Consider the following 21,458-nt stretch of genomic DNA (forward strand, 5'->3'; position numbering starts at 1 on the left):
TGTTCCAAACGTTTGTTCTTATTTTATCGGAGTGCTCGGACAGTCGCAAGTGCTCCAGCTAAGTCTTCATAAATGATATTGCCGACAACAATCGTGTCGACATGTGCACCCATTAATCGTGCCGTCTCTTCTCCCTCAATGCCACCACCGTAAAAGAGATGTGCATCAGGCAACGCCAAACGAATCTCTTTGACGACATCAGGATTCCCGAGTCGTCCACTATATTCGATATAGAGCGAGGGAAGACGGAACAAGTGATGCCCGACTTCCGCGTATGCCACGGACTCTTCCATCGTCAAATCGCATCGCGCTGCCGTCACGTCAGCGACTTTCGCCTCCGGGTTCAAGACGAGATATCCTTGAGCCGTGACAAGACGGGCATCAAAGAAATGGCCATATCGTTCAAACGCACGCGCATGATGACCAATGATCCATTCCGGAGTTCCTGCATTTAGCACGGTGGGCACGAAGTAATGATTGAATCCGTGGATGACTTGACTAGGATGGCTAATCTCAAGTGCGATTGGAATCCCGGCATCTCGGACTCTCGCATAAAGCGCAAATGTATTCTCTGCATCAATCCCATCCGTTCCCCCGATCAAAAAGGCGTCGGTCCCCGAATGGATGAGCGCCTGGAGGGCCTCATCTGTGAGCTCCTTATTCGGATCTAGTTTAAACACATGTCGCCACGTCTGAAATTCCAACTCATTCCCTCCTATCGAATCCTTCTCTAGTGTATCGATTTTTTTCCTCGCGTGCATCTCCCCAACAAAAAAAGACTTGCCGAAGCAAGTCACGAACGTGCCGTACGATTCCGTTCCCGATCCGTCAGCCATTTCGCAACAAGCAGGGCGAATAGACCGTAAACGGGGACGAACCAGAGTGGATTCGCTAGAAAGAATCCGAGCACTGGAATGTCAAGGAGCGGCGAGTCTGGTGAACAGAGTGCCGTTCCATTGACGATGGCGATAAACGGAAGAACCGGTACGACAAAGACGTATCCAAAGTTGATCCAAAATGCTTTCATATGACAATCTCCTTATCCTAAGATGATTGATTCTTTTGGATAGTTATACATCCGCTTCGGTTGTCTCCGTTGCAGGATGAGAATGAAGGCGATGACGCCGATTCGGCCGATGAACATGAGAATCGTCAACACCCATTTTCCAACGTTACTAAACTCGGAAGACAATCCGACGGATAGACCCGTCGTCCCGAACGCAGAACACGCCTCGAATAAGATTCGTGTCAACGAAGCATCCTCAAAATAAGCCATGACCATGACACCTGATAGTAACACGGCAAGCGAAACCGTAATGATCACGAACGCTTTCCAAATATCTTCAAGGACGATTTCACGACCGAAAATTTTAATGGACGAGTCCCCGCGAATGAAGGCGATGACAGCGAGAACGGCTACAGCAAACGTCGTCGTCCGAATCCCCCCACCGACAGACGATGGAGATGCCCCGATGAACATCAGGATGGACAGGAGCAACATGCTCGCTTCAGAGAATAGATTGACATCGACCGTCGATAGACCACCATTTCGTGTCGTCACGGATTGGAACAACGAATCCGAAAGTGCCAACCAGAGCGGTAAGTCCTTAAAGGCATTATTGTATTCAAAGATGAACAAACCGACCGTACCGACAGCAATCAAAATAAAGAATGTCGAGACCGTCAGTTTCGTGAACAACGAGAATCGACTCGGGAACGTGTGACGTTTCCGTGTGATTCGGCTCACCAAGTACGTTCGAATCTCTACAAGCACCGGGAATCCGATGGCACCACCGGTCATAAGCGCAATTTGCGTAAAGATGACGAATGGGTCCTCACGGAATGGCGCGAGCGAACTTCCCGTAATGTCAAACCCGGCATTCGTCGTCGCACTGATCGACCCGAACAATCCTTGTAAGAAGGCTTCTCCGATGGTATCAAAATAATTTAAGTAATGGACCCCGAGCAAGACGGCACCGACCGCCTCGATGGCGATAACGGTGATCACGATTTCCGTGATGTATTTAACAATACCAGACATGGACGTCTGGTTTTGGTCGCGTAAAATCAGTTGTCTTTCCCTAAACCCAATCCGTTTCCCAAGTAAGATCCACATGATGACGTGCAAACTGATCAATCCGACACCGCTCACTTGGACGATGAACAGAATGATAAATAAGCCGAACGTGGAGAAAGTATCGGTGACTACAATCGGTGTCAGGCCGGTGACACTGACACAGCTCACCGCAAAGAAGACAAGGTCGGTAAACGTGATCGTCACTCCAGGCTTATGGGCGATTGGTAAGGCGAGGAGCAAAACTGATAAAATCGCTGCCGCACTATAAATTAACACGAGTGTTTGGACCGGTGTTAAACTTCGAAAGAACAATTGTAAGTTCAGTTTCATGAATTTCTGTTGCATCTCGCCCCTCCCCTCCATCAAAAACAAGATGACTCTTACGAGTCACCTTTTGTTTGTTGTAGACGTTCAAGAGCGAGATCGTATCCGCCTGTCCCATAGTTCAAGCATCGCTTCACACGTGAAATCGTGGCCGTTGAGGCGCCTGTCGCATCCTCAATTTTGTGGTACGTGTTTCCTTCACGAATTTGCCGCGCCACTTCAAGTCGTTGCGCAAGTGCTTGAATTTCATTAACAGTCGCTAAATCTTCGAATAATTGATAACAGTCTTCGAGTGTCTCGAGCTTCAAAATCGCTTCAAACAATTGATCAAGCTCTCGACCTCGTAATTTATCGAGTTGCATCCGCAAGCATCCTCTCTACTCATACTTCTTTCTCATTCTAAAGCAGGGGCGCCTTGGACTCAACTATTCATCGCAAAATCGCAGGAAATAGTACTTGTTTCTTCATGACTTCGTAAATGCCGAGAGGTGTCGCCCGAACATATGGCAAATGGGTAGATGCTAAAAATAGTAATGTATAAATCGGATCTTCGAACTGATAGCCCCTCGCCATGAGCTCGTCTCGCAGCTGTTTCTCTTGACCGATGAGTGTTTCGAGTGGCTCCGTCGACGTCATCCCACAGAGTGGTAACGGAATCTCGGCAACGATTTCGCCCTGGTCTACGAGGACAATCCCGCCTCCAAGTTCATTCATTCGTTTGAACGCCTGTAACATATCTTGTTTACATTTTCCTAGAATCAAGTAGTCCCCACTAATCGAGTACGAACTGACAAGTCCACCAAAATCTCGAGCGAATCCTTTCAGGACTGTGTTCAATCGCCATTTCCCTTCTTTATCAAGCAACATGAGAAACGATTCGTCTCCATCACGCGGTAATTCATCTTGACCCGTGTCATGCGTAATTTTAAACAGCTTCATGATGACCGAGTTGATCATGTCGAGTCCGACCGGCATGCTGAAGGACAAGTCTTGTGGCGTAAGCTCGATTGAAACGTCTGTCGACGGCATCATGTCGAGGACTGCTTCCACTAATTCGTTCGGGAAAAGCGATACTCCATCACGATAAATCCATTGCCCTTTTGCGATCACGGCCGTCGGACGCGGTTCCTCGATGGCATCTAGAATGTTCAAATGCGCGATGCGGCCTGGCGCAATTGCACCTAAAATATGATCGAGGTCAAAATGACGAGCCACGTTATGAGAGACAATCCGGTAGGCTTCGATGGCCGGTAATCCCGCTTCGATCAAAATGCGGACGAGAGCATCCTGCATGCCGTCCTCATAAAAGCCCGGTGTCGAACCGTCCGTCGTCACCATGAGATGGTCGAACGCCGTCAATCCATTCGCCAATAGGTCACGAATCATCTCCGGCAGGTCCGGACGAATCGAGGAATGTCGAAGCGTCGTCGTATAACCTAGTTCCAATCGATTGAACGCCTCTTCCGCCGTCATCGCCTCATGGTCGCTGTGTACTCCCATCAACGCCATTTTAGTCAATGTCTTCGGCGACGCCCCCGGAAAATGTCCCTCGACCGGTAAACCGCACGTCTCAGCGTCAAGCATCCACTGAAGCATCTCATCATCGCCCTTCAAGGCGCGTGGCCATGCCGTCAATTCACCTGCCATGACGACGTCCGGATGGTTAAACCACTCGTGAATGCGTTCCGAGTCGACAGCCACGCTCTCTCGGTCCAGCTCCGTTTGCGTATCCAATCGTGCCCACCAATATGTACTCGTCGGCAATTGTTTAATCGCATCGAGCTGCGCAAACGCTTGCTCTTTCTCTTGTAAAAAAAGCAGCATGTTGTCATTGACTAGCGTCGTCGTTCCACGCTCTCCTGCATATTTTGACAACGTCGCCGGATTGTATAATTGAAACGGATGAGCGTGAGGCTCGATATACCCAGGTACAATATACTTTCCTGTCACATCGACCGTTTCGACCGCTGATTCTGGTAAGTCTGGACCGACATACACGATGCGATCTCCCTCAATCCAAATATTCGCGGTTCTCCATTGTTTTACGTAAACGTTCAAATACGTTGCGTTTTGTAAGACGAGCGAAGGTGGTCGCAATCGATCTACGACTTCAAGTTGTGAACGAATCATCACTTTAGACCACGGTGCCCGCGCCGTTCTTTTTGTTGGCATCGAACCCAATCCTCCCTTTTCCCTTGCAAAGCTATTAAAAAATAGTTTTGAAAGCGTTTTCTTTCCCTGTTTCAAGTTTACCTTTTCTCTGAATGGGTCGCAAGTTATGTTCCCTATTGTAACAAATTTCACATATATTTTTCACAAAAAAAAGACGACTCTCCCTATGAAGAGTCGCCTACATCAAATTTGAGTCATGACCGTTTTTCGTAAGTACAGGTGCAATTGATCGACCGGAATCGGTTTACTGTAATGATAACCTTGAATGAGCGAACCACTATATTCTAATACGAACGCAAGCTGTTCCGGTCGCTCGACCCCTTCCGTGACAATCTCGAGTCCAAGCGTCTGGAAAGTTTGATACAGCCCCTCTAACAGCGCGCGGTCAAACTTATTCTCCGGAATCCCTTTCACGAAATTCTGATCGATTTTAACGATGTCGAGACGCAGGGATTGCAGATATGACAGTGACGATGTCCCGACACCGAAGTCATCGAGTGAAATTTTGACCCCGATGGTCTTTAACGCTTGAATGAACTGTTGAAGTTCATACACATTCCCACCGACCTCACTCTCTGTGATTTCCACATGCAACCGATGTGGGGGAAATCCTGTCTTAGCGAGCGTTTCCTCCAACGCTTCTAAAAACGAGTCGTCTAAAATCTGACGCTTCGATACGTTGATCGATAAAAATAAATCAAACCGCTCTGCGTACTCTTGAATCTCGGTGATGGCGCGCACAAGCACCCAGCGTCCCACATCCGAGATGAGCCCGAGTTGCTCCGCAACCGGAATGAACACGCCGGGAGAGACAAACCCTTTCTGTGGATGGTGCCAGCGAATCAACGCCTCGACTCCTCTAACTTGAAACGGCTGCGGAGAGACGATTGGTTGGTAATAGAGTTCGAACTCATCATGACGCAACGCATGACGTAAATCACGTTCCATTTCGAGCGCCTGCAAGTAATGACTCCCATCTTCAATCTCATGATAGGAAAGAATCTGATCTTTCCCGGATGCTTTGGCTTCGTGTAAAACGACATCGAGTCGCGCCATCATCACCTCATAGGAATGATGCGTCGGTCCAGTCAATTCGTCGATGCCGATACTCAAGGTCAAATGGTTCATCCCTTGCTTCAAACCCCATTCGCGCAAATCTTTCACCAATTGATTGGCGATGATCATGAGCTCCTCGGTCGTCCATTCCGGATGAATCAAGATGAACTCGTCCGCTCCGATTCTCGCAACGAAGCCATCCTCTTTATAAAACATCAGACGAGAGGCAAAGAACGTCAGCATCGCATCTCCCGTACGCTGACCAAATTGATCGTTGATCCGGCGGAAGTTGTCGAGATCGATTCCCATCACTCCAATCGATCGGGTCGTGTCCGGTAAGCTCACGAACATCTCTTCGACCGCCAATCGGTTCGGAAGACGGGTCAAAGAATCTCGGAAGGCACGCGTCAACGATTCTTTTTGTGTCTGTTCGAGCGCATCGAGCACCTCGTTCATGCTGATGGCCATCTCTTCGATTTCGTCTTGTTGATTCGGATGCAATTGAATCCGTAACCGACTATTTCGTTCTTTCGTGATCCATTTCAGTTCGTTGACGATGCCCATCAATCGTTTCGTGACAATTTGATTCACCGTCCAAAAGAGTGTCAACAATAGACCAAGACCGAGGACAAGAAGCCCGATCATCCCCGTTTCTAACATGGTCTGCGTGTTGGTATAGTACGTTCGCTTCACCGAGAAGTTGAGTTCCCAGTTCGCATCTTGATAGACGGATTGAAGCGGTAACGAGACACGGGCAAATTGATTGTCTTGATCGACCGTCAACTGTTGGTGAGAAAGAGGACTGATCGATAATTTCGTTTTTGCTTGGGCACTCATCGCGGCCATGAAGTCTGGACCGATTTTCTGAATGAGCACGAGCGTCCCACCGGGTTCTCCTGTCCCATCACTCTTCACAATCGGGTGACTCATGAAGACGACCGGACCGAAATCGGTGCCATACACCGCACTTTGTTTGATTCCTGACGAGTTGACGTAACGGATCAAGTCGTTCGTGAAAATCTCTTTGTCCTCTTCACGATCCAACTCATAAAATTGAGTAAACTCCGAGTAGACGACATTTCGATCACGGTCGAGGAAAATCATTGCGCCGACCCCTAAGTTTTCGAGTGTCTCTTCCCCCATGTTGTTTTCAATGAATGCTTCATTCTGATTTTGAACAAAATCATAGGCATTCGTCCAAACTGACCAATCGACAAGAATCCGCTCGAGCATAAGTCGGTGATTGGCGAACACTTCTGACACACTTTCGATTTGATCGCGGGTCATCGCCCTGTCCTGTTCAATACTTTTCTCTACAAAATACGGTTTGATGACGAATAAAATGACCCCGATGAAGAGTACGATGTTCACGGCTATCGCAATAAATAATTTTGTTTGAACACGCAGGCCGACCACCCTCCTTCTTCAAGCTACTTTATTATTGTAGAACAGGATATCGGCATTTCCTTTTTTTCGCATGAAAAAAAGGATGGGTTGACCCATCCTTCAAATAATCTGCGTGAACGCCCGTGATCCGATGTCCGTTCGGTGGAACGTTTCAGGTAAATCGAGTTGTGAAATTGCCGCATACACAGCCGTTTTCGCCTCAAGCAGTGTCGGCTTCGTCGCCGTCACAACGAGTAGACGACCTCCGCTCCCTACGACTTGATCGCCCTTCTTTGTCGTGCCGGCATGGAAGACCAGCACATCTTTCGGAAGTGACTCAAATCCTGATAACACCTGGCCCGTGATCGGTCGGTCCGGATACCCTTCGGCCGCAATGACGACACCCATCGTGTATCCGTCAATCCACTCAACCGAATACGGCTCTTGGCGAACGATCGCTTCAATCACGTCTAGTAGCGGCGATTTCAAGTTCGGCAAGATGACCTCCGTTTCCGGGTCACCGAAGCGTGCGTTAAATTCGATGACTTTTGGTCCATTTGCCGTCAAGATGAGACCGGCGTACAAGAATCCTTCAAATGGAGTGCCTCGCTTGACCATCGTCTGTGCGAGCGGTTTTAATACGGTCTCGACGGCCTCCTCATACACGTCCTTTGGCAGATGTGGCATCGGGCTATAGGCGCCCATCCCACCCGTGTTTGGTCCCCCGTCGCCGTCATAGGCACGTTTATGATCTTGCGAGGTGATCATCGGAATGACACGCTCTCCCGAGACGAATGCCATGAGCGAAAATTCCTCCCCATCGAGGAACTCCTCGATGACGACTTGTGACTGTTGGCCAAATTTATCCGTCGTGAAAATATCATGTACGGCAGCTTCTGCCTCTTCGACCGTGAACGCAACCGTGACGCCTTTACCGGCAGCCAATCCGTCCGCCTTGACAACGAGTGGTGCACCGATCTTCTCGATATAGGCAAGCGCCGATGCCGCATCCGTGAACGCCTCATATGCCGCTGTCGGAATTCCGGCTTCCATCATGACTTCTTTGGCGAATGCCTTGCTTCCCTCGAGTAAGGCAGCCACTTTCGTCGGTCCAAAGATATTCAGCCCTTTGTCGCGGAACGTATCCACGACTCCTGCCATGAGCGACGACTCCGGTCCGACAATCGTCCATTCGATCTCATTCTCTTCTGCGAAATGGGCGAGCGCCTCCACGTCTGTTTCATGGATCGACGCGCACGTCATCCCTTCCATGAAGTCGTTGCCAGGTGCAACGAAGACGTGATGCCCGTCTTGTTTCAACTTCCATGCGAGCGCATGCTCGCGCCCTCCTCGACCGATGACCAATACGTTCATGACGCAAACCCCTCTCAGTGTTTGAAATGTCTGACTGATGTGAATACCATCGTGATACCATGGCGATTTGCCGCTTCAATCGATTCGGCATCGCGAATCGACCCACCCGGTTGGATGATGGCCGTGATTCCCGCTGCCGCTGCCGCTTCGACCGTATCTGCCATCGGGAAGAAGGCATCACTTCCGAGAGCCGCGCCTGTCGCGCGTTCCCCGGCTTGTTCGAAAGCGATTTTTGCTGCACCGACGCGGTTCATCTGTCCGGCACCGATTCCAATCGTCGTTTCGTCTTTTGCGACGACAATCGCGTTCGATTTGACATGCTTGACGACACGCCATGCAAGTTTCAAGTCTTCCCATTCTGATGCTGTCGGACGACGATCCGTCACGATTTGGCATGAGGCATCATCGAGTGTCATGTCATCCCCGTCTTGTACGAGCAATCCTCCCGCGACAGCCGTGAGGCGCATGCCTGTCATCTGTCCCATATCTAACGTCAACAAACGAAGATTCTTTTTCTCTTTCAATCGGTCAAGTGCTGCCTCACTAAAGGATGGAGCAATGATGATCTCTAAAAAGATGTTGCGAAGGGCATCCGCCGTTTCGAGATCGACTTCACGGTTTAAGGCGACGATTCCACCAAAGATGGAGACCGGGTCGGCAGCATGGGCACGTTCGAACGCTTGAGAAATCGTCCGTCCGACTGCAACGCCGCAAGGGTTCATGTGCTTGACGACGACTGCCGCCGGCTCAGTCAATTCACTGAGTGCTTCAAGGGCTGCATTCGTGTCTTGAATGTTGTTATACGAGAGCTCTTTCCCGTGAAGCTGTGTCGCATTCGCTAGTGTCATCCCGTCATATAACGGTGTCTTATAAAACGCCGCTTGTTGGTGTGGGTTCTCTCCGTAACGAAGGTCTTGAACTTTTTCATACGTGACCGTCAACTGCTCTGGGAACGTTTCGCCGATTTGACGACCTAAGTAGTCGGCAATTAATGCGTCATAGGCAGCCGTATGTCGGAACGCTTTCGTCGCGAGACGTTGACGTGTTTCAAACGATGTACCACCTCCACGTACTTCATCGGCGACGAGTGTGTAATCACTCGGGTCCACGACGACGGTGACACTCGCATGGTTTTTCGCAGCCGAACGCAACATGCTCGGTCCACCGATATCAATGTTTTCAATCGCTTCTTCGTATGTCGTATTTTCTTTTGCAATCGTCTCCTTGAACGGATACAGATTGACCACGACATAATCGATTGGTTCGATGTGATGATCTTTCATTTGTGCGACATGCGTATCGAGGTCACGACGTCCGAGCAAGCCCCCGTGAACGAGTGGGTGCAACGTTTTGACACGGCCGTCTAACATTTCAGGGAACGATGTCACTTCCGAAATGTTTTTGACTGGCAATCCCGCCTGCTGAAGCGCAGCCTCGGTCCCACCTGTTGAAATGAGCTCGATGCCCGCCTCATGCAAGACGGTCGCGAGTTCGACAATTCCCGTTTTATCAGAAACACTTAATAATGCTCTCACTTGAAAACCTCCTGTTGATTCAACAATTGTTGTAATACGCGCGGATACAGTTGGTGCTCGATCGTCTGAATACGACGTGTCGCCTCGGTGCGGTCACACCCTTCAATCTCGACGGACGCCTGTGCGATGATCGGACCCGTGTCCATCCCCGCATCCACATAATGAACGGTCACACCACTCGTCGGCACGTTGGCGTCAAGCGCCTGTCCGATTGCGTCTTTACCCGGAAAAGCTGGTAAAAGCGATGGATGAATGTTTAGAATGCGATTCGGATATGCGGATAGTAACACATTTCCGATCAAGCGCATATACCCCGCCAACACGATATAGTCTACACGAAGCGTACGGAGCAGGACGAGGATTTCTTCCTCGAACTCTTCTTTTGACGTGTACGCCTTCGGTGTAAACGAAAAGCTTGAAATCCCATAACGCTCCGCTCGATCGAGAACAGTGGCTTCTGGTTTGTCCGTCACGAGCAACACACATTCGGCAGACAAATGACCATCGGCGATCGCTTGCCAGATCGCTTCAGCGTTACTTCCCGATCCTGACGCAAAGATGGCAAATCGTTTCATTGGTCCACTCCTGAAATCCGGATGCCTGGACGACTCTCGACTTTCCCGATTCGGTGCGCAGTCTCCCCGACACGTTCAAGCGCCGCTTCGACGAGTTCCACATCTTCAGCTCGTACCGTGATCATATAACCAATCCCCATATTGAAGACGTTGAACATTTCTTGCTTCGAGATGTTCCCGACTTGTTCGAGCCAGTCGAATACAGGAAGACTCGGCCAACTCGACGCATCGAACGTGATACCAAGACCTTCTGGCAACATGCGAGGCACATTCTCATAGAAGCCACCACCCGTGATGTGTGCCATCCCTTGAACCTTCTCTGTCGAAATGGCCGCTTTCGCCGCTTCGGCATAAATCCGTGTCGGCAACAGCAAGGCGTTCCCGAGTGTCGTATCGAGCATCGCAATCTCATCCGTATAATGAAGACCTTGCGCTTCCACGATATGACGTACAAGGGAGAACCCGTTCGAGTGGACGCCTGAAGAGGCAAGTCCGAGCACGACATCCCCATCCTGAATCGTCGAACCGTCGAGCAAATCTTCTTTCTCTACGACACCGACCGCAAATCCGGCGATGTCATATTCGCCATCCGGATACATCCCTGGCATCTCAGCCGTTTCGCCACCGACGAGCGCACAACCGGCTTGGACACACCCTTCTGCAACACCGGCGACGATTCGCTCCAGTTTGGCCGGTTCTGCTTTCCCGGTCGCAATATAGTCGAGGAAATAGAGCGGTTCTGCTCCATGTACGAGACAATCGTTGACGCACATGGCGACGCAATCGATTCCAATCGTGTCGTGTTGGTCGAGCGCGAACGCCAATTTCAGTTTCGTCCCGACCCCGTCAGTCCCGCTCACGAGAATCGGGTGTTTCATGTTCATCGAACCGAGGTCAATCATCGCTCCGAAACTACCGAGTCCTGTCATCACTTCCGGACGCATCGTCCGAGCGACATGACGTTTCATACGGGATACGGCCTCGTACCCTGCTTCTAAATTCACACCCGCTTGTTCATAACGAACGCTCATCGCTTTTCCCCCTTAAGCCTTTGTCTCTGTCACGAGTTCTGCAAGTTCAGTCGGATAAAGTCCCGTGAAGCATGCAGCACACTGCCCGCGTAGTGCTCCTTCGAATGGACGATCGATGGCTTCGACCGTTCCATCCAATGTGAGGAACGCTAGTGAATCGGCACCAATCTCTTCTCTGATTTCTTCAATGGATTTGGTTGCCGCAATTAACTCTTCCTTGGTGGATGTATCGATTCCGTAGTAACACGGATGTTTGATTGGTGGTGACGTGATGCGCACATGCACTTCCGTCGCGCCTGCCTCTCGAAGTAACGTGACGATTCGGCGACTCGTCGTTCCACGGACGATGGAATCATCGACCATGATGACGCGTTTCCCGTTCACGACACCGCGTAACGCTGACAACTTCATCTTCACGCCGCGCTCCCGTAGTTCCTGGGACGGTTGAATGAACGTCCGTCCGACGTATCGGTTTTTAATGAGTCCCATTTCGTATGGAATTCCGCTCGCCTCAGCGTAGCCGATTGCCGCGGAAATACTTGAATCCGGCACACCTGTCACGACATCCGCTTCGACCGGTGCTTCTTCAAACATCTTTTTCCCCATGGCTTTACGTGCCGTATGCACGTTGATACCATCGATGATCGAGTCCGGTCGTGAGAAGTAGATGTATTCCATTGAGCACATGGCACGGACGGCCGCTTCACTGAATCGCTCTGACGTGATGCCTTCATTCGTGATCATGAGCAATTCTCCTGGCTCCACATCTCGTACGTACGTCGCCCCCACGACGTCAAACGCACACGTTTCTGAAGCGAACACGTAAGCCCCGTCTTCGGTTTGTCCGAGTGATAATGGACGTAACCCATGCACGTCAACACCGACGTACAGTGCATCTTCCGTCAAGAACAGGAATGCGAATGCCCCGACGAGACGGGCCAAGCTGTCGGCGATCCGTTCTTTCAACGAATTGCCGCGACTCCGCTTGATGAGGTGGGCCACGACTTCCGTGTCGGACGTTGTCTGGAAGATCGCGCCTTCCGCTTCGAGCATATGTTTCAATTCGTTCGCATTCACAAGGTTTCCGTTATGCGCCATCGCCAAATCGCCAGTCAACGACTTGAAATGGAGCGGTTGAACATTCTCGAGCGTGTTTCCGCCAGCCGTCGAGTAGCGAACGTGTCCAATCGCATGGTTCCCGGTGAGTGCGTCGAGAGATGTTTCGTCAAACACTTCGGTGACGAGTCCGAGTCCACGTTTCGCGTGGAGACGCTCTCCGTCTGCCGTGACGATTCCCGTTCCTTCTTGGCCACGGTGTTGCAAGCTGTGAAGTCCGTAATAGGCAAGGTGTGACGCTTCGATGTGACCGAACACACCGAAGACGCCGCATTCCTCGTTCATGCCTCGGATGTCATATAACATGGAATAGCTCCTTCCCATACACGCTCTAACTCTTTCACGTCCATTTCAATCAAGCGGTCGCTTGCGCGAACGACAAGTGTGGATGCTTCTGTAACTGTCCCGATCGCTGTCCCGTTCGTCATGCTCGCGAATGACTCGGCATGTGCCTTGTCGACCGTCACGAGGAAACGTGACTGTGATTCACTGAATAGCGCCGTCACGAGATCTGTGTCAATCGTCACGTCCATGCCGAACCCTGTTCCAAAGACCAGTTCCGGTAACGCTGCCGCAAGACCACCTTCTGACACGTCGTGTGCCGCCGTGACCAGACCTTCACGGATGGCGTGAAGCAATACCTTCTGTGTCTGACGTTCTTCTTCAAGGTCGAGTGTCGGCGCATGACCGCTCACTTTTCCGTCTTGCAACATCTGAAGGGCACTTCCGCCAAATTCCGCTTTCGTCTCACCGAGTAAGAAGACGACGTCTCCCGCTTGTTTCGCAAACGATGTCGTAATATGTTCTGGTTTCTCGATGAGTCCGACCATTCCAACGACCGGTGTCGGGTAGATGGCTTGTCCGTTCGATTCGTTATACAGCGATACGTTCCCACCGATGACCGGCGTATCAAGCGTACGACACGCTTCTGCCATTCCTTCGACGGCTTGGTCGAGCTGCCAGAACCCTTCCGGTTTATCCGGGCTCCCGAAGTTGAGACAGTCCGTCAAGGCGAGTGGTTCTGCACCACTTGCGACGATGTTTCGTGCCGCTTCCGCGACAGCGATGGCTCCACCGACACGTGGGTCGAGATAGACATATTTTGCGTTGCAGTCTGTCGTCATCGCGAGCGACTTCTCCGTCTCACGAATGCGAATGACCGCGGCATCACTACCCGGTGCGACGACTGTCGACGTTTGTACCATATGGTCATATTGCTCATACACCCAACGTTTCGAGGCGATGCTCGGCATCGCAAGGACGTCTTTCCATGTCGCCATCACATCTTCGACGATCGGTGTGACCGGCTCCATCGCTTGGAATGCTTCATAATATGCTGGGACTTTAGACGGTTTATGATAGACAGGAGCGTCTTCGGCGAGTGCATCGACCGGGACTTCCGCCGCGACTTTCCCTTGATGAACGAGACGAAGTACTTTTTCTTCAATGACTTCCCCAACTTTGACTGCATGAAGTCCCCACTTCGTGACGATTGCTTCGATTTCGTCTTCATGTCCAGCTTTGACGACGAGAAGCATCCGCTCTTGCGATTCCGATAGCATCATCTCGTAAGGTGTCATGCCTGTCTCACGTTGTGGGACGAGGTCTAGATTCATCTCGATTCCCATCCCTGCTTTCGATGCCATCTCTGCTGACGATGACGTCAATCCGGCTGCGCCCATGTCTTGAATCCCGACGAGCGCCGGGTGCTTGATGACTTCGAGACACGCTTCGATCAAGAGCTTCTCCATGAACGGGTCTCCGACTTGGACGGCTGGACGTTTCTCGTCCGCGTCTTCCCCGAGTTCTTCAGAAGCGAACGTGGCACCATGGATTCCGTCACGTCCTGTCGTTGCTCCGACGTACATGACCGAGTTCCCTACACCTTCCGCGATTCCTTTTTGAATGTCTTCATGACGGATGAAGCCGACGCACATTGCGTTGACGAGTGGGTTTCCTGAGTAAGCCGGGTCAAAGGCGACTTCCCCACCGACAGTCGGGATGCCGACACAGTTCCCGTATCCAGCGATGCCGGATACGACATGACCGAATAAATGTTTCACACGTGATTCGTTCAAATCTCCGAAACGGAGTGAGTTCATTAAAGCGATCGGACGGGCGCCCATCGAGAAGATGTCACGGATGATTCCGCCAACCCCAGTCGCCGCTCCTTGATAAGGCTCGATCGCGGATGGATGGTTATGACTCTCGATTTTAAAGGCGACGGCTTGGCCGTCTCCGATGTCGACGATTCCAGCTCCTTCTCCCGGTCCTTGTAAGACGTGCTTGCCGGTTGTCGGAAACTTCCGGAGCACCGGTTTCGAGTTTTTGTACGAACAGTGTTCAGACCACATGACCGAGAAGAGACCAATCTCTGTATAATTCGGTTCCCGGCCAAGCAGTGAGACGACGAGCGCGTATTCGTCGTCCGATAATCCCATTGTGGCATAGATCCGTTCATCACGGATTTGTGTAGCTGTCGGTTCAGTTGTAAGTAACATGTCGTGCCCCCCATTTTACGATTGACGTGAATAACCGTTTACCGTCTTCCCCACCGAGCAACGCTTCGACCGCACGCTCCGGGTGTGGCATCATGCCGAGTACGTTCCCTGCCTCGTTCGTGATGCCGGCGATGTTTTCGACCGATCCGTTCGGGTTCTCTTTATAGGTGAACGCAATCTGGCCATTTGCCTTCAATGTCTCGAGTGTCGTCTCGTCACAGTAGTAGTTGCCCTCACCGTGTGCGATCGGCACGCGAATCGTTTCCTGTGCCGCATACTCACTTGTGAACATCGTTTCGTTGTTTTCGACGACGAGGTCGACGGTCTTACACATGAATTTCAAATCGCGGTTTCGCATCAATACACCTGGGAGGAGTCCCGCTTCGACGAGCACTTGGAATCCGTTACATACGCCAAGAACCGGGCGTCCTTCTTCCGCGAAACGCTTCACTTCAGCCATGATTGGTGAAAACTGGGCGATTGACCCGCAGCGCAAGTAGTCTCCGTATGAGAAACCGCCTGGTAAGAGGACCCCATCGAATCCTTCAAGTGAGGTTTCCGTATGGAACACGTATTCCGCTTCTTCCCCGAGCACATCTTTTACCGCGTGGTACATGTCGAGGTCACAGTTTGATCCTGGAAAGACGATGACCGCAAACTTCATGCGAGTACCCCCATCTCGATTTCATAATTCTCAATGACCGTATTGACGAGTAACTTCTCACACATTTCTTTGACCATGTCTTCTGTCGTGTCGTCCGCTACTTGAAGCTCGATGACTTTCCCGATGCGCACCGATTCAACTCCAGCGAATCCAAGATGTTCGAGTCCGCCTTTTACGGCCACTCCTTGTGGGTCGAGTACACTTTCACGTAATGTCACATACACATTTACTTTTTTCATTGTCCGTTTCCCCCTATGCGTGTTAACAATTGTCCATACGTCTCAGTCAAAGAACCTAAATCGCGACGGAATACATCTTTATCAAGTTTCTGTTTCGTTTCTTTGTCCCAGAGACGGCACGTATCCGGTGAGATTTCATCCGCCAAAATGATTGTCCCATCCACTTTTCCGAACTCTAGTTTGAAATCGATCACGTCGATGCCGTGTTGACCAAAGAAATCGATCAAGACATCGTTTACCCAAAGCCCGAGTTGTCGCAATGTTTCGACTTCTTTGTGTGTGGCAACTTGCAATAATCGGATATGATCTTCTGTGAGGAGTGGGTCCCCAAGAGCGTCGTCCTTATAATAAAACTCGACAATCGGTGCGAGGAGCGGTGTTCCTTCTTCCCAACCGAGACGTTTCGCTAGACTACCCGCTGCGACGTTGCGGACGACCACTTCTAACGGGATGATGTCGACACGGCGGACCAACTGTTCTCGCTCTGAGATTCGTTTGATAAAGTGCGTCGGAATCTTGTTGTCATGCATCAATTCGAACAACTGGGTCGTGATGGCGTTGTTTAAAATCCCCTTCCCATCAATCGACTCTTTCTTCTCTCCATTGAATGCTGTCGCATCGTCTTTGTAGTACACACGAAGCACACCCGCTTCTTCTGTCTCAAATAACGCCTTCGCCTTACCTTCATAAATTGCTTTCATCTGAACCGTTCCCCCTTAAAAGTGAGAGGGGCTTGTCGCCCCTCAACGATTACAAACCACAGCGTTCAAAAATCGTATCGACACGACGTACGTGATAACGCGGGTCGAACAACTCATCGAGCTCTTCACTCGTAAAGAGTGCGCCCATTTCTTTGTCCTCTTCAATCAATGTACGGAACATCGTCTCTTCTTCCCATGCCTGCATCGCCTTCGGTTGAACCGCGTCGTATGCCGCTTCACGTGACCATCCCTTCTCGATGAGACCGAGTAAGATCCGTTGCGAGAAGATGATTCCGAACGTGCGGTCCATGTTGCGACGCATGTTGTCCGGGAAGACCGTCAAGTTCTTCACGATGTTACCGAAGCGGTTCAACATGTAATTGAGGAGAATCGTCGCATCCGGAATGATGATTCGTTCTGCTGATGAGTGCGAGATGTCACGTTCATGCCAGAGTGGGACGTTCTCGTATGCTGTCATCATATGACCGCGAATGACGCGTGCAAGACCCGTCATATTTTCAGAACCGATTGGGTTACGTTTATGCGGCATCGCAGACGACCCTTTTTGTCCTTTCGCAAAGAACTCTTCCACTTCGCGTGTCTCTGTTTTTTGAAGTCCACGAATCTCCGTTGCCATCTTTTCAATCGATGTGGCAATCAATGCGAGTGTTGACATATACTCGGCATGACGGTCACGTTGGAGTGTCTGTGTCGAGATCGGTGCAGCTTGGATACCGAGCTTGTCACAGACGTATGACTCGATGAACGGGTCGATATTCGCAAACGTTCCGACCGCTCCACTCATCTTCCCGAATTCAATCGTTTCGCGAGCTGCCATGAAACGTTTTTTGTTTCGTTTCATCTCTTCATACCAGAGGGCGAGCTTTAAACCAAACGTTGTCGGTTCTGCGTGCACGCCGTGTGTGCGTCCCATCATGATGTCATACTTATGTGCTTTTGCTTTTTCTGCGAGAATACCGATGAAGCGATCTAAATCGGCTTCTAAAAGATCATTCGCCTGTTTGATTAAGTACGAGAGTGCCGTGTCGACGACATCCGTCGACGTCAAGCCGTAATGTACCCACTTTTTCTCTTCTCCGAGTGTCTCGGAAACGGCACGAGTGAACGCGATTACATCATGACGTGTCTCTTGTTCAATCTCTAGAATGCGATCCACATCAAACGATGCCTTGTCCCAAAGGACTTGGACATCTTCTTTCGGGATGATACCGAGTTCACTCCAAGCCTCACAGGCATAAAGTTCAACTTTTAACCAAGCCTCGAATTTGTTTTGATCAGTCCAAATGTTTGCCATCTCTGGGCGGGTATAGCGTGAAATCATAAAACGGTCTCCTTCCAAATTGCCAGTTGTTCGATGGTATGAAGCGCTTCTTCGACCGTGTCAGCAAGGACGTTCAAATGTCCCATTTTACGACCTGTCTTCGCTTCATCTTTTCCATACAGATGTAGTTTAACATTCGATGGCAATGCTTTGACATGAAGTCGTGGCATATGCTCACCGAGAAGGTTGACCATGACGACAGGCGATGTCAATCTCGTCCGTCCAAGGCGCATCCCGGTCACGGCTCGAATGTGTTGTTCAAATTGTGAGGTTTCACAAGCGTCAATCGTGTAATGCCCGGAGTTGTGGGGACGTGGTGCAAGCTCATTCACATATAGACGGCCATCCGTCATGACGAACAGTTCGACAGCGAGCGTTCCCATTAAGCCGATATGGTCTGCGAGCTGGAGTGCGAGGTGTCTTGCATCCTCTTGAATCTCATTTGATACGCGAGCCGGTACAATCGATAAATGTAGGATGTTGTTGTGATGAATGTTTTCACTGACCGGGAATGTCGACGTTTCGTCATGTCCTCTCGTCACAATGACCGAGATCTCTTTTTCAAATGGCAACCAAGCTTCGGCGACGTATTCCTGTTCGACAAAATGTTCAGCGAAGGTCTGAAGATCATGTTCCGACCGAATGACCGTCTGCCCTTTCCCGTCATAGCCGAAACGACACGTTTTGATGACAAACGGCAAACCGAGCTTCTCATATGCCTGCCGTACATCTCGAACCGTACGTACCGAAACATACGGTGCGACACGTAGTCCTGCTGATTCAATCATCTGTTTCTCTAAGATGCGATGTTGCGTCGCCTTCAATACGTCCATACCTTGTGGGCATTTTTCTTCGATGGCTGCAATCATTTCCGTATCGATGTTCTCAAATTCATACGTCACAACGTCTGAACGAGCAGCGAGTTCTTTTGCGGCATCGACATCATCAAATGAGGCAACAATTGAATCTGCCACTTGAGCAGTCGGTGCATTGGGGTTAGGGTCTAGACAAAGTGTCGTGTATCCCATTGCACTCGCACTAAGAGACATCATCCGGCCAAGTTGTCCTCCACCTAAAATTCCGATTCTCATCAGACCAACTCCTCCGTTCCTCGAATCGCCATCTCTTGTTTCTTCTCACGAAATGCATCCAGTCGATGTGTAATGTCTGCGGAGTGGATGCTGAGGATTTGAGCAGCCAATAATCCTGCATTCGTTGCTCCCGCCTTACCAATCGCAACAGTTGCTACTGGAACTCCTGCAGGCATCTGAACAATGGAGAGAAGCGAATCCATTCCATTGAGTGCTTTCGACTGAACCGGGACACCGATGACAGGAAGTGTCGTTTTCGCAGCGACCATTCCAGGAAGGTGGGCTGCCCCACCAGCACCCGCAATGATCACTTGGATGCCTCTGCCTCGTGCCTCTTCAGCATATTCGAACATAAGGTCTGGTGTACGGTGAGCGGATACGACTTGTTTTTCATATGGAATCTGCAACTCATCCAACACGTCACACGTATGTTTCATCGTCTCCCAATCAGATGAACTTCCCATGATTACTCCAACTGCTACGTTCATTCCCAATGTCCCCCTTACAAAAAGAAATCCCTAAACCGACAATCAGTTTAGGGTATAGGCATGACAAATACACGTCCGCTACACCCCATAGTCTGATCAGAATCGGTGATCAGGTAGAAACTTGCAAGCCATTTCCTTGCGATTATATGGAGCACTATTTATTTTTCTTATCTCACACGCCTATCGTACCTTGTTCTTTGAAAACATGTCAATAAACTGCGAACATTTTAATTGTCTGAATATTTATCGTTCGCTTTTTGGATGTTATCAGCACAATCTTCTCCGATAATGTATGCTATTGAAAAGGGGGAGTTCGATGAGTTACATATCGAGTCTTAGAGAAGTGATTGGCAACCGTCCGATCATCAGTGTGGGAGCGACCATTTTGGTCATCAATCAAAAGCAAGAGGTACTGATGCAATTCCGATCGGATACACTTGACTGGGGTTTACCAGGAGGATCGATGGAACTCGGGGAAACGTTGGAAGAAGTCGCTGCTAGAGAATTAAAAGAAGAAACTGGACTTCTCGCTGAGCAATTTGAATTAATCCAAGTCTTTTCCGGTTCAGATGGATACTTCAAATATCCAAACGGAGACGAGACATACGGTGTCATTCATTTATACCAGGCGAAAGGAGTACATGGAGCGCTCGTCATGGAAGATGGTGAAAGTTTGGCTCTTGAATACTTTAGTAAAGAGAATCTTCCTAAAAAGATAGAAAAACGAGCTCAAACTTTATTGGATGCGCTTGGAGATCGATGCTTTGAACGCGAGCATTCATTTTGAGACATAAAAAAGCCGTCACGCAGATTGTGTGACGGCTTGGCATTAGGATTCTTTAGAGACGCATTCAAATAAAATCGACTGATGGGAATGGACAGGTTCATCTTTGGCTCCCGTTTGCTCAAAGACGGGCTTTTCAATACGGCGTATAGGACGATAACCCATTTCATTGATTCGATCTAAACATTCACTGACCGTTTCATTTGGTTCGACATATACTTTGATCTTCTTAGCCATTGCTTCTTACGTCCTCTCTTCCACTAAGCTGAATCGATGATATGAAAAAACGGCGGCCCTTGAGCGAATGCTCCAGAACCACCGTTTGCCTGGCAACGTCCTATCCTCACAGGGGGAGATCCCCCAACTACTTTCGGCGCTGAGACGCTTAACTTCCGTGTTCGGCATGGGAACGGGTGTGGCCGTCTCGCTATCGCCACCAGACTTTAGGGCTTGTTCCCTGAAAACTGAGGATTCATCAACACAAACTATAGACTAGATCAAAGCCTCGACCGATTAGTATCATTCAGCTCCACGTGTCGCCACGCTTCCACCCATGACCTATCTACCTCATCGTCTCTGAGGGGTCTTTCTTGATTGCTCAAAGGGAAATCTCATCTCGGAGGGGGCTTCATGCTTAGATGCTTTCAGCACTTATCCCGTCCGCACGTAGCTACCCAGCGGTGCTCCTGGCGGAACAACTGGTACACCAGCGGTGCGTCCATCCCGGTCCTCTCGTACTAAGGACAGCTCTCCTCAAATTTCCTGCGCCCACGACGGATAGGGACCGAACTGTCTCACGACGTTCTGAACCCAGCTCGCGTACCGCTTTAATGGGCGAACAGCCCAACCCTTGGGACCTACTCCAGCCCCAGGATGCGATGAGCCGACATCGAGGTGCCAAACCTCCCCGTCGATGTGGACTCTTGGGGGAGATCAGCCTGTTATCCCCAGGGTAGCTTTTATCCGTTGAGCGATGGCCCTTCCATGCGGAACCACCGGATC

Annotated in this window: 20 protein-coding genes, 2 rRNA genes and 1 riboswitch (1 of these 23 only partly in view); of the genes, 1 reads left to right on the top strand and 21 read right to left on the bottom strand. The window is 50.2% G+C overall.

Annotated features, from left to right (window positions below; all coding sequences use genetic code 11):
* Positions 1 to 23 precede the first annotated feature (23 nt).
* The 18 genes from KD909_RS12360 to purE all read right to left on the bottom strand — a co-directional run bounded on the left by KD909_RS12360 (position 24) and on the right by purE (position 19,672).
* Positions 24 to 704, bottom strand: coding sequence for a heptaprenylglyceryl phosphate synthase (locus tag KD909_RS12360; RefSeq protein WP_015880721.1), 681 nt, complete (start codon positions 702 to 704; stop codon positions 24 to 26).
* An 89-nt stretch (positions 705 to 793) separates the two neighbouring features.
* Complete coding sequence (locus KD909_RS12365; RefSeq protein WP_015880720.1) at positions 794 to 1,027, bottom strand: hypothetical protein; 234 nt, start codon at positions 1,025 to 1,027, stop codon at positions 794 to 796.
* Positions 1,028 to 1,039: 12 nt separating this feature from the next.
* The gene (locus tag KD909_RS12370) at positions 1,040 to 2,422 is read right to left on the bottom strand and encodes a TrkH family potassium uptake protein (RefSeq protein WP_211781734.1); all 1,383 of its coding nucleotides are present in this window, start codon (positions 2,420 to 2,422) and stop codon (positions 1,040 to 1,042) included.
* 35 nt (positions 2,423 to 2,457) lie between these two features.
* Entirely contained in the window at positions 2,458 to 2,763 is a 306-nt protein-coding gene (locus tag KD909_RS12375; RefSeq protein ID WP_015880718.1) for a YerC/YecD family TrpR-related protein, read from the bottom strand.
* A gap of 67 nt (positions 2,764 to 2,830) precedes the next feature.
* Positions 2,831 to 4,573, bottom strand: coding sequence for an adenine deaminase C-terminal domain-containing protein (locus KD909_RS12380; RefSeq protein ID WP_211781735.1), 1,743 nt, complete (start codon positions 4,571 to 4,573; stop codon positions 2,831 to 2,833).
* Between the two features lie 183 nt (positions 4,574 to 4,756).
* Entirely contained in the window at positions 4,757 to 7,045 is a 2,289-nt protein-coding gene (locus tag KD909_RS12385) for a bifunctional diguanylate cyclase/phosphodiesterase (RefSeq protein WP_211781736.1), read from the bottom strand.
* Positions 7,046 to 7,135: 90 nt separating this feature from the next.
* Positions 7,136 to 8,389, bottom strand: coding sequence for a phosphoribosylamine--glycine ligase (gene purD, locus KD909_RS12390; protein WP_211781737.1), 1,254 nt, complete (start codon positions 8,387 to 8,389; stop codon positions 7,136 to 7,138).
* A 14-nt stretch (positions 8,390 to 8,403) separates the two neighbouring features.
* A complete protein-coding gene (purH, locus tag KD909_RS12395) occupies positions 8,404 to 9,924 on the bottom strand; it encodes a bifunctional phosphoribosylaminoimidazolecarboxamide formyltransferase/IMP cyclohydrolase (RefSeq protein ID WP_031420927.1) in 1,521 nt (506 codons plus the stop codon).
* Entirely contained in the window at positions 9,921 to 10,499 is a 579-nt protein-coding gene (gene purN, locus KD909_RS12400) for a phosphoribosylglycinamide formyltransferase (RefSeq protein WP_211781738.1), read from the bottom strand. The genes purH and purN overlap by 4 nt, the downstream gene beginning before the upstream one ends.
* Positions 10,496 to 11,530, bottom strand: a complete 1,035-nt coding sequence (purM, locus tag KD909_RS12405) for a phosphoribosylformylglycinamidine cyclo-ligase (RefSeq protein ID WP_211781739.1) — start codon at positions 11,528 to 11,530, stop codon at positions 10,496 to 10,498. Before purM ends, purN begins: the two co-directional genes overlap by 4 nt.
* A gap of 12 nt (positions 11,531 to 11,542) precedes the next feature.
* On the bottom strand, positions 11,543 to 12,952 hold the full coding sequence (purF, locus tag KD909_RS12410; RefSeq protein WP_031420923.1) for an amidophosphoribosyltransferase: 1,410 nt from the start codon (positions 12,950 to 12,952) through the stop codon (positions 11,543 to 11,545).
* On the bottom strand, positions 12,928 to 15,147 hold the full coding sequence (gene purL / locus KD909_RS12415; RefSeq protein ID WP_211781740.1) for a phosphoribosylformylglycinamidine synthase subunit PurL: 2,220 nt from the start codon (positions 15,145 to 15,147) through the stop codon (positions 12,928 to 12,930). The genes purF and purL overlap by 25 nt, the downstream gene beginning before the upstream one ends.
* The gene (gene purQ / locus KD909_RS12420) at positions 15,131 to 15,811 is read right to left on the bottom strand and encodes a phosphoribosylformylglycinamidine synthase subunit PurQ (RefSeq protein WP_031420919.1); all 681 of its coding nucleotides are present in this window, start codon (positions 15,809 to 15,811) and stop codon (positions 15,131 to 15,133) included. The genes purL and purQ overlap by 17 nt, the downstream gene beginning before the upstream one ends.
* A complete protein-coding gene (gene purS, locus KD909_RS12425; RefSeq protein WP_047795907.1) occupies positions 15,808 to 16,050 on the bottom strand; it encodes a phosphoribosylformylglycinamidine synthase subunit PurS in 243 nt (80 codons plus the stop codon). Before purS ends, purQ begins: the two co-directional genes overlap by 4 nt.
* Positions 16,047 to 16,751, bottom strand: coding sequence for a phosphoribosylaminoimidazolesuccinocarboxamide synthase (gene purC, locus KD909_RS12430; protein ID WP_211781741.1), 705 nt, complete (start codon positions 16,749 to 16,751; stop codon positions 16,047 to 16,049). Before purC ends, purS begins: the two co-directional genes overlap by 4 nt.
* A gap of 49 nt (positions 16,752 to 16,800) precedes the next feature.
* Positions 16,801 to 18,093 carry an adenylosuccinate lyase gene (gene purB / locus KD909_RS12435; protein ID WP_015880706.1) on the bottom strand — a complete coding sequence of 431 codons (1,293 nt, stop codon included), beginning with the start codon at positions 18,091 to 18,093 and terminating at the stop codon, positions 16,801 to 16,803.
* On the bottom strand, positions 18,090 to 19,184 hold the full coding sequence (gene purK / locus KD909_RS12440) for a 5-(carboxyamino)imidazole ribonucleotide synthase (RefSeq protein ID WP_211781742.1): 1,095 nt from the start codon (positions 19,182 to 19,184) through the stop codon (positions 18,090 to 18,092). Before purK ends, purB begins: the two co-directional genes overlap by 4 nt.
* A complete protein-coding gene (gene purE / locus KD909_RS12445; protein ID WP_211781743.1) occupies positions 19,184 to 19,672 on the bottom strand; it encodes a 5-(carboxyamino)imidazole ribonucleotide mutase in 489 nt (162 codons plus the stop codon). The genes purK and purE overlap by 1 nt, the downstream gene beginning before the upstream one ends.
* A 68-nt stretch (positions 19,673 to 19,740) precedes the next feature.
* Positions 19,741 to 19,842: riboswitch (purine riboswitch) on the bottom strand.
* A 146-nt stretch (positions 19,843 to 19,988) separates the two neighbouring features.
* On the opposite strand from purE, the gene KD909_RS12450 reads away from it, so the two are divergent.
* Entirely contained in the window at positions 19,989 to 20,459 is a 471-nt protein-coding gene (locus tag KD909_RS12450) for an NUDIX hydrolase (protein ID WP_211781744.1), read from the top strand.
* Between the two features lie 42 nt (positions 20,460 to 20,501).
* On the opposite strand, the gene KD909_RS12455 is transcribed toward KD909_RS12450, so the two are convergent.
* The 3 genes from KD909_RS12455 to KD909_RS12465 all read right to left on the bottom strand — a co-directional run.
* Positions 20,502 to 20,693: an NETI motif-containing protein gene (locus KD909_RS12455; RefSeq protein ID WP_015880702.1), complete on the bottom strand. Its 192-nt coding sequence runs from the start codon at positions 20,691 to 20,693 to the stop codon at positions 20,502 to 20,504.
* An 87-nt stretch (positions 20,694 to 20,780) separates the two neighbouring features.
* Positions 20,781 to 20,897, bottom strand: a 5S ribosomal RNA gene (gene rrf, locus KD909_RS12460).
* A 52-nt stretch (positions 20,898 to 20,949) separates the two neighbouring features.
* Positions 20,950 to 21,458, bottom strand: a 23S ribosomal RNA gene (locus tag KD909_RS12465); it runs 2,404 nt beyond the window's last position.

Origin of the sequence: Exiguobacterium sp. PFWT01, from assembly GCF_018255795.1 — a bacterium.
In the GTDB taxonomy this organism is placed as follows: Bacteria; Bacillota; Bacilli; order Exiguobacteriales; family Exiguobacteriaceae; genus Exiguobacterium.